This is a genomic window from Rothia sp. HSID18069 (assembly GCF_003989155.1).
In the GTDB taxonomy this organism is placed as follows: domain Bacteria; phylum Actinomycetota; class Actinomycetes; order Actinomycetales; family Micrococcaceae; genus Rothia; species Rothia aeria.
This window is the reverse complement of the sequence record NZ_RBMG01000007.1, coordinates 1-6,740: the sequence shown is the minus strand read 5'-3', so window position 1 is coordinate 6,740 and position 6,740 is coordinate 1. Positions and strand designations below refer to the sequence as shown.

General features: G+C 54.1%; 2 protein-coding genes. One reads left to right on the top strand and one right to left on the bottom strand.

What is annotated here, in order from left to right; translation table 11 throughout:
• A partial coding sequence (locus tag D8M41_RS12045) for a hypothetical protein (RefSeq protein ID WP_238693530.1) occupies positions 1–226 on the bottom strand: 226 nt, incomplete at its 3' end.
• 183 nt (positions 227–409) lie between these two features.
• Between D8M41_RS12045 and D8M41_RS11250 the strand changes: the two genes are divergently transcribed.
• On the top strand, positions 410–6,740 hold a 6,331-nt coding region (locus tag D8M41_RS11250), incomplete at its 3' end, for a DUF6531 domain-containing protein (protein WP_126927052.1).

Here is a 6,740-nt window from a genome sequence, read left to right as displayed (position 1 = left end):
TAGCATCTCTGACCGTCTTACCATAGAATTTCCACCCCACCCAGTTACTTGCATTATTCACAACACTACTATTCCGCATCGCTGCTACCGGTTTCAAAGCCCCCACCTTTGAAATCCCGGCATTGAGCATATCCGACGTCTTCACACCTAACTGCACAACCCGAGGCACCGTCGTCTGGGTACCCTCAGCAGCAGCCTGTGCTACTTTCGGAGCAGCATTCTTCAAAACAATGCCTTGCTTCAGTAACGGATCGATACATAATGTATCAATCTACTACTCATCACAAGTAGCCTTGACTAAATATTATGTAGAGGTTAAAGTATATATGTTTTTTGTAGTAATTTTGAGATATTTATAAATATTACCTTTATATTTGGTGATGTAATTACGGCCATACAAGGAGCAGCTATGCCGCACGTCCGCCCTGAACCTACCGCCCCTAAAAACAGCGGTTCACCTAGTTCTTTGGGCGGTAAGCCTGCGCCTATGCCCGAGCTCAAACATGTTGATCCTCCGCAAAGCTCTGTTGACGACAACATGAGTATCGGCACGGCGGATAAGCCGCACGCTATGCCTGACGTTCAGTTTGATGATGGGGCATCCGATAACCTCAGAAATGCGCTGAATTCTGCCGCAGACACTATCGAAACCCAGCAGGGCGGGCGAGACGGTCTTTTTGATACTGCGCGAGATAAATTTGAGGGCAAATACGCCCACGACTTTCATATGTGCCACGTACAACTTGCCAATAACTCCGCCAACGTTGTGGCGATGCTCCGTTATGGCGCGAAGCTGGTAGATTACATCAAAGAGTGCGCGCATGTTGAAAACGAAAACCGTAAGAAAGCTCGGGAGTGGGAGAACCGCAACGGTGTGCAGCAAGCTTGGGATGGTGTTGTTCTCAACAAACACCGTCCCGATTATGCTCCCAACCCGTCGAAACCTGCTGAGCCTGGCTCTGCCCCGCAGCGCGATGTCAATGCTGGCGCCCCTGATGCATCTGGCGGCACTTCCTCTGCTATTCCAGAGAACCTCGACGGCTACAATACTGCCTGTGTATCCTACGACAACGAAGCAGGGCTCAAGCATACCGACATTACGAATGCGCTAAACACATACACAAGTTCGTGCCATCACGGGTCGCTCGATATCAGCGAAACAATCAACAGCATGGCGGGGTGGCTTCAACAGAGCAACCAGGTCAATACCTGGGTTTCTGGAGTTGCCCAGGATTTTAGGGATGCTGGGTCTGGCGCCAGTAAAATCAAAACCGTCTCGAATGCATATCTGGATCAGCGTATGCAGGATCGTGGAACTGGTGCTCCTCAGGTTCAGAAAATCGAGGTTCATCCTGCTCAGGTTACGGGCGAAATCCCTACTTCTGGCTTCGCGAATGATCCGGTAAACGTGGCAACGGGTAACTTCATTGAGCCTGAAACCGACCTTTCTTTCCCGGGAACTTTTGCGCGTAATCTGAACCTGAAACGTATGTATAACAGCTTGGCTGTGACTAACTCGCAAGATATTCCTTCGGGTGTTTTTGGCATCGGATGGTCTTCTACCCTGGATCAGCGTCTTGAGTTTGATGCCGACAAAGCATCATGGTTTACCGCCGATGGGCGCATCCTCACGTTCGCGCGTGAAGGTGAAGGATTCGCGCGTGCCTCCGGGGAAGCATGGTGGCTGACGAGGGCAGAACCGGGCTCTGATGCATATGCGCGAGTTGAAGCATCGCAGCGTGAAACACAGCAACAGCTCAAGAAATCTCGTGGCTTAGATGAATCCGCAGATCAAGCTCTCACGCAGGAATCCTTCTATTGGATCGTGATGAATAACGCTCACGAATCCTTTGGGTTCAGCGCTTCTGGGGATTGGGTGAGTGCTACCGACGGGCACCCATCAAATACTGTGGTCGCATTCCGTGACGCGCAGGGACAGGTTACAGATCTGGTGCATCCAGGATCCCAGCGCGGGATTCGTGTGAACTATGAAGCGCTAGTTCAAAGCACTGAAGCTCCCGAGTATCGCCCGATTAGTGCTTATACCTATAACACGGCCGGTACCGAAGCCGATACGCCGCTAATGGCCGCAGAATATTCGTATGAGGGTGAGCATCTGACGGGTGTATCAACAAATGCGGGTGTCCGTTCGTATACTCACACGGATGCCGGACTTATCCGTGAGGTTATCAACGCCAACGGGATTGTAGAGGTTACCAACACCTACGATGAACTGGGCCGGGTAGTTCACCAGCTCACCGAGTATGGACGTGAAGTTTCGTACACCTATACCCCAAGCTTGGTTACTATCGTGGCGGATGCTGAAACAGGAGATAACTCTAACCTCTGGACAAGTGATTCCAAGGGACGCTTGATCGGAATCACCGCCACTGACGGCAGCCGACAGACCATGCGGTACGATTCTTTCGGAAACCGTGTGGGTATTACTGAGCGCGATGGCTCTAGGACCACGCGCGTATTCGATAACCGAGGCAGGCTGAAGCGTGAACGTACCCCCGAGGGTACCGACTATACCTACGGGTGGGATGAACACGATCGTATAACCGGCGTATCTGTGCGGGATGCACGTGATCCCCGCAATCTGGGTACGCCAATGACCGTGAGCTATGAATATACGGATTCGATGAACCCAAACCCAAGCGCTGTGACCGATGCAGACGGTGCTCAGACGCTTTATGACTGGGACGACAGGGGTCTTCTTACCCGAGTCACTGACCCAACGGGTGTATCCACAACCTTCGAGTACGATGCTTACGGTGATCTCGTGCTCGTGACAAACGGTGCGGGTAATACTACAACCTTGATACGTGATGACCACGGACGTGTTATTGGGGTTATAGATCCGCTTGGTCGTCGCGGTACGGCGACGTACAATTCTTCAGGCGCGCTTGCGAGTATCGAAAACGCAGATGGTGCCCGCTGGACTTTTGCGTACCCCGAGCTTGCTGTAGATTCCCTACCCGCGCTGGTGCGTAATAGCACCAATACGTCTGGGGGTTGTGGTAATCTTCCCACTTCGGTAACGGGCCCCTACGGTGCCACTATCCGGTTTACCTACAATGCAGGCGGGGAAATTGCTAGTGTCACCAACCCGCTAGGACACACGACCGAAGGCACTTTTGATACGTGGGGCAATCTCGTTGGCCTCACTACCGCCAGCGGTGCTGTATGGAAGTATGTTTATGATGGTTTGTCTCAGTTGGTTGAGGCTACTGATCCGAGCGGTGCTGCTACCCGGTATTCCTATGATTTGAACGGCGAGTTGTCGTCGGTGACGGATGCTACCGGTGTTGAAATTAAACGCAGGGTAGATCGTCAGCGCGGTATTGAGGAGATCGCGGATGCGTTCTCGTCCTCGTTCATTCACACGGATATTTTTGGTCGGGTTACGTCTGAGCAGAAGCGCGCCCGGGGTGGGTCTTCTGCGAAGAAGGCCGATGTTGAGAGCGAGTTCATCACTTATGATGCTGCTGGTCGCCCGGTTGAGATTCTTGATGCTGCCGGTGGTCTGACCTGTTATGAGCGTGATGCTGCTGGGCGTGTGCTGCGGGTGATCTCTGCTGAAGGCCGTATCGAGACCTATGAGTATGATACTGCCGGGCGGGTGATCTCTCATGCTGTTGGCCTGGATACTCCCGGGCGGTACACCGATGAAGCGGGGGTTTCGCGGGTTGTTGAGCCTTCTGCTTGGGCGATAACCCGGCTGGAGTATGATGCCGCCTCGCAGATTATCAGGCGTGTTAACCCTGACGGTACGGTGGAGAAGATCACCTATGATGTGTGTGGCCGAGTGACCGGTGTGGAAGCCGGTGTACGTGTGGCATCGTACGAGTACGATTTGTGCGGTCGCCTGGTTGGTGTGCGCGATAGTGCTTTCGGGCAGCGAAGGTTTAAGTACGATGCTGCCGGTCAGATTATCCAGGCAGCGGACGGTCTGGGGTTCCGCACGCATTTCTCGTATACCGCAACCGGGCAGGTTTGCCGTGTTGTCGATGCCACCGGCCAGGTAACCGACTATGAGTACGACGCGCTAGATCGTCTGGTGCGTGTGATTAAGGCTGCGGGTACGGTTGATGAATCGGTGCAGGAGTACGCCTATGATGCTGCGGGCCGTCTGATTCGTGCTCACGATGGTGTACGCGAGTATACGCATACTTATGATTACGCTGCCGGTGGCCGCCTGTCACACACCTGTGTTGATGGTGTGAAGGCTGCAGAGTTTGGGATCGAGGATCAAGGCCGTACCGTGTGGGTGCGCGATTACGCCAGTGCTCAGGCCCTTGACGGTAATGCGTCTGAGGACGCGTTTGTGCAGCATCGATTTGTGTATGATGCACGCGGTTTGCTGATGGAACGTTCACGTTCGGGCGTGATGACCGATACTGCGGGTGAGCCCTCTGGCACGGCGGATGTAGATGCGCAGGTTCAGGCGTTGAATACTTTCACGAACACGGGCGCGTACACACTCACGCTGGGGTACGATGCCGACGGTTACCGCACGCGCATGGTGACCCCGTATGGTGAGACTGCAATTGCCTATGATGGTGCTGGCCGCGTGGTGAGTATGTCACGCGCTGATCAAGACGCTCACGGTGAGAGCCCGGTGGCGCAGTATTCCTACGATGCGATGGGCAGGCTGATCCGTGCCCAGTTAGGCGACATTCTCTCGCGCTGGGAGTTTGACGATGTCTCCGGTTTGGTGTGCTCGTACTCGCGTGAGAACACGGCGCGGGCGGATTCGGTGGAGCATACCGAGGTTATTCGTGATGAGCAGGGCCGTATTGTGGGCTTGGATTCTGCCGACGGGCTGGTGGTGTATACCTATGATGCTGCCGGTCAGCTCACGGGTTCTCGTTCTGGTGATCTGGAGTTTGAATGGGTGTTCGAGGCCGGGCTCATGGTTTCTGAGCGCACTTGGCGTCATTCCGGTGGCACGGGCGAGCCTGAGGAGACTTCGCGGGTACTGTCGGGTGAACGTTCGTTCGCCTATAACCGTTTGAACCAACTCACCGAAATTATTGCTACCGACCGTACAGTAGAGCATATGTTCACGACAGTGACCACGTATGAGTACAATGCCGCTGGTGAACGTACCCGTGAGATTATCACCGATGACAGGGGCGTACAACGGGTTCGTGAGTACGCTTGGGGTGCGTATTCCGGGTTGGCTTCGGTAACGGATACGTATGTGACTGCTCACGGTGGCGAAGCTGCATCACGGGTTCGTATGGTGACTGATGTGACTGGTGAACTTGCCCAGGTAGCCGGGGGTAACGGTGTTTCGACGCCGTTGTTGTGGGATCCGGATGCTGCTATGCCACAGATTTTAGGTGCTGGCGGCATGCCTGCTCCCGGGTCTGACGGCGGTTTCTCCCAGGTTGGTATTGCCGGTGGTTTTGACCCGTGGGCTGTGCCGTCCATGCTGGGTTCTGCACCGGATGCTCAGGGGATGAATATTCCCGGTCTTCCGCTTACCTCGAGTGCGGATGATAGCGGTGTGTGGGGATCTATGCTTCCTGCCGGGTTCTCGTTTACCGGTGCTGGGTCTGTGCGTGTTGCCGGTTTGGATGTGATGGGTGCCCGTGTCTTTGATGGTGTCTCGAAGCGTTTTCTCTCGACAGACCCGTTGGCTCAGGTGCCGGGTACTGGTTTCTTCGCGGATGTATATGCGTTCTGTGGGAACAACCCGGTAGGGCTAATGGACCCGTGGGGTCTGAAACCGATGTCGCCGGATGAGTTCCAGAAATACTCTAGGGATAAAGCCTGGAAAGATTTTGGGGATTATGTTGCTGCTGGTGCCATGCTCTTTGTGGGTCTTGCTCTGACGGCTGCTGCTGTGGCGACGGGACCGTTGGGTATGGTACTGCTGGGCGCTGCATCGGGTGCTCTGATGAGCGGCGGCATGTCGGTGATTACCCAGAAGATGGAAGGTAAAGATGTTGATTGGAGCACCGTCGGTCGAGACGCTCTGATTGGTGGTCTTGCCGGTGCCGCAGGCGGTGTCGTTGGCGGTATCTTCGCGAAGGGTGCCGCAGTGGCGAAAAGCATGGCGACAGCAGAAAAAGCGGCAGAAACTGGCAGCAAATCAGTTTCTCGGATTGTACAAATGGGTGTGAAAGCATCGGATAAAATCAACGCTGGGATCACCCGAATAGGAAACACTAAGGTTGTCTCTGCAGCCAGGAATAATAAGTATATTAACGGAGCGAGTAATTGGGTTGGTGACAAGCTCTACGGTAAGACGTTTGAAGGTGGTGTTGATGAGCTGAGCGGGAAGGTAATAGGAGCTGGCCTCCAAGAGGGGGCTAAAGACGCTACGATCTCATCAGTGAAGTATGCGGCAACGACAGATCAGTGGAACCCTAAGGATCAGGCGGTAGCAGGTGTTATGGGGTTCGCGGGTGGTTTTGTCTTTGGCGGTGTTGGTGGTGGCATCAACCATGGTATGGCTGCTTCAGCTGACCTGGCGAAGGAATCTGGAAAGACAGTTGGTAAGCTCAATAGCCCATACATTCGGAATTACGCGAATGACTGGGTTACGAGTAATGGGGCTGATGCGATGGCTCTTGGTCTCGACCAGAAGATGTCTGCTGAAGAGAAGGCCCAGAAGATGGTTCAGAAGGTTGGGGTGAACACAGCCAAGTCTGCTTTTACTGCCGGGGCTAAAACATATGGAGGGAAGATTAAAGATGCTCGGGAAAATGCGTCAACACCAAGTG